The 2,712-nt window shown below is 65.5% G+C and carries 4 protein-coding genes; 1 reads left to right on the top strand and 3 read right to left on the bottom strand.

Annotated features, from left to right (window positions below; all coding sequences use genetic code 11):
• Positions 1-90 precede the first annotated feature (90 nt).
• From ACIOGZ_RS41805 to ACIOGZ_RS41795, 3 genes are all read right to left on the bottom strand, one after another.
• Positions 91-447 carry a hypothetical protein gene (locus tag ACIOGZ_RS41805; RefSeq protein WP_400989904.1) on the bottom strand — a complete coding sequence of 119 codons (357 nt, stop codon included), beginning with the start codon at positions 445-447 and terminating at the stop codon, positions 91-93.
• Complete coding sequence (locus ACIOGZ_RS41800; RefSeq protein WP_400989901.1) at positions 444-1,190, bottom strand: NUDIX domain-containing protein; 747 nt, start codon at positions 1,188-1,190, stop codon at positions 444-446. The genes ACIOGZ_RS41805 and ACIOGZ_RS41800 overlap by 4 nt, the downstream gene beginning before the upstream one ends.
• A 94-nt stretch (positions 1,191-1,284) precedes the next feature.
• Complete coding sequence (locus ACIOGZ_RS41795; protein WP_400989898.1) at positions 1,285-1,620, bottom strand: hypothetical protein; 336 nt, start codon at positions 1,618-1,620, stop codon at positions 1,285-1,287.
• A 539-nt stretch (positions 1,621-2,159) separates the two neighbouring features.
• On the opposite strand from ACIOGZ_RS41795, the gene ACIOGZ_RS41790 reads away from it, so the two are divergent.
• On the top strand, positions 2,160-2,639 hold the full coding sequence (locus ACIOGZ_RS41790; RefSeq protein ID WP_400989895.1) for a GntR family transcriptional regulator: 480 nt from the start codon (positions 2,160-2,162) through the stop codon (positions 2,637-2,639).
• Positions 2,640-2,712: the final 73 nt, after the last annotated feature.

Below are 2,712 nucleotides of genomic sequence, written 5' to 3'. Positions count from 1 at the left end.
ACCCCGGCCATCTCCTCAGGTGTCACACACCACCAACGACACAACCCACCAACAGACACGCCACTACCGCACAAACCTGACCAAGCACTACTAGGCCGGTTCAATCCGGCCAACCGGCGCGTACGTCACGGTGACGTCCGCCCACTCCTGCCGACCGTTGGGCTCGTACGTCCACCTGCCGTGCGCTTCGGCAACCTGCTTCGCGTAGCGGAGCAGGTTGCCGAAGTCCGCCATGGCGGGCGGGACATCCAGCGTCCACCACCGTCGAGCGGCTTCTGAAATCAGGTGCGCGGCAAGCCGTTCGAAACAGTGCACGGCAGCGAACCCGTGGACGTCTAAGCCGCCGGAGGTGACTCCGGGGACACCGGGCTGACCCCGAAACCAGTACTCCGCCTGCCATGCCTTGCCTTCGGGGTTGAAGCCGCCCCCGGACGTCTCCCCCATCATGCGTCACGACGTTCGGCCGCCGGCTGCCCGATGAACAAGAGGGGCTGACGAAGTCCACTTTCGAGGATGCCGACGGATACCCGGATTCGCGTCAACATGTAGGGGGCGACGAGTTCATGCAGCTCTTCGAGCCCCGCCCACCGGTGCCCACTGAACGCCCGGAAGGTTCCTACCGGGACACCCCGTTCGGCCAACAGCTTCATCTCCAGACGGGAGGCCTCCCCGCCGTCGCAGACCACGGTGAACCCTTCGACGGCCCCCGTGCTGGGGTTGGCCGGGATCTGGTCAACCCCCAGGTGATGCGTGATGACCCGGCGCATGCCGGTCTGCTCGACAAGCTCACGCGCAGCGCCGTCCGCCACTTGCTCGCCCGGACGAACGTAGCCCCCCGGCAGCCGCAGACCCGGCCGATCCGTGGGCTCCATCAGCAGGATCCGCTGATCCGCGTTCATGATCAGAATCTCGGCACTGAGCCGACGCTCAGGCCGTCGAATGTCCGTGTCATTCAAGGGGGTTACCGTCCAAGGGTGGGCATAGTGGGCCCGCCCCGGGGGAGAACGGAGAGAGATTTCCCGGGGCGGGAGTCGATGGGGCCGGTCCCCCGGTTGTATGTCAGAACGCCCAGGGGGACCGGCGTGCAACCCGGGGAGCAACCCCGGGCGTTCAGGGGTGGCCCCGCCCGCCCACGACGGGGGACGCGCGGACAGGCGGGACCGTTTTCCCGTACCGGTGTCTCCGCCCACTTACCGACTTCCCCGGTGCGGGGTACGGGAGTTGGAACCCATCCCCAGCGGGCGTCTGCCATGACAGCGCGCTCGGGACGGGGGCCTGAAGGGGTTACCTGGAGGGCGGCTGCTCGACACGGCGGAGTTCCCCGTCGGGGTCCGTGATGACGAGTACGAGCGGCACGTCGTCGGGGATGAACAGTTCCGCGCGGACACACTCCGCAACGACGGCATCATGGTGCTTGTCGACGTCTTCCGACGAGACGAACGGGATGGACAGTGCCCCCTCGATCTCCAGCTCGTAGCCGTCGGCGGGCACGATCTCCACGTTCACTTCACGCGGCGTCGGGGTCACCATCTGCGTTCGTTCCTCAGGGGTCTTCGTAGTGGTCGGGAGTCGACGGCAGTCCCAGCCGGCGCCGGTCAAGCTCCGCTCGAAGCTCCACATGCCAGGGCTTCAGCGGCTGTGCGCGTTCGTCGCGGATGATCTGTCGTCGCCTCGGGCTGAACATCGTTACGGGCCAAGCGAATTGAAGGCTCAAGCCCCAGAGTATCTGAGCCGTGACCACCGGATGTATGGCCCGGTGGAGCCACAGTCGCCCCTGGGAACGAGTCTTCATACGGCGACCGTCGGAACGGGCGTGGTCCGCTGAAACCGCTTCCGGCCGCAGACCTGAACACGCGCGTCGTCCGGGTGCGTCGCCACGTAGTCCGGCGGCAGCAGGTAGCCAAACCTGCGGCAGACACACGCCCAGGTGGTGAAGCCCTCCGGATCCGGCGGCTCAGGGCGAATCAGCTCACCGCACGGGCACCTCTCCTCCGCGTCTTGCATGTGTGCTCCCTCGGAACAGGGCTGGTCACCGATCAACCGACGGCCAGTCAGCGAACTAGTCCAGCATGAAGAGTGGCCTAGTTCAGCCGCTACGGTTCCGAGTGAACTAGTCTGCTCAAGCGGGGGGATCGTCCGCCGAGTGGAAGCGAGCGAACGTGCCGAGCAAGACACCGAAGACGTGGTCTGTGATCGCGGATCACTACCGCCAGCGAATCCTCTCGGGAGAGCTGGAACCGGGCGCAAAACTGCCCAGCAACAAAGAGATCGCCGGCCGCTGGAACGTTGCCGTGGCCACGGTCAGCCGTGCACTCCAGCACCTCCAAGTAGAGGGCTATCTGCGCACGTCACCACGTGGAACGTTCGTCGCGGACGACCCACGCGTGAGTGCCAGCAGCCGGGATCGTCTTGCCCGGGTGCAGAGGGTGAAGTCCAGTCTCATGGACGGCGAAACCAGCCGTGTGACGGCTGCCGAACTCGTCATCCCGCCGCTCTACGTAGCAGATCTCTTCGACCTGGAACACGGCGCACAACTTGTACGTCGCGAGTACATCGCTGGACGCGGCAAGTCACGCACCCTCTTTGCGGTGTCCTGGTATCCCGCGCACTTCGCTGCACTACTGAAGTTGAATTCGTGATGTCGCTCGGATGGGTGAAGCAGTAGCGTTCGCCTGCCGTTGGAGGGTTGGTCCCGGTAGTCGTGTGCTGTGA

The sequence above is a fragment of the Kitasatospora sp. NPDC088160 genome (assembly GCF_044741445.1).
Taxonomy (GTDB): domain Bacteria; phylum Actinomycetota; class Actinomycetes; order Streptomycetales; family Streptomycetaceae; genus Kitasatospora.
Note: the sequence above shows the minus strand (reverse complement) of the source record. Positions and strands in the feature narration are given on the sequence as shown.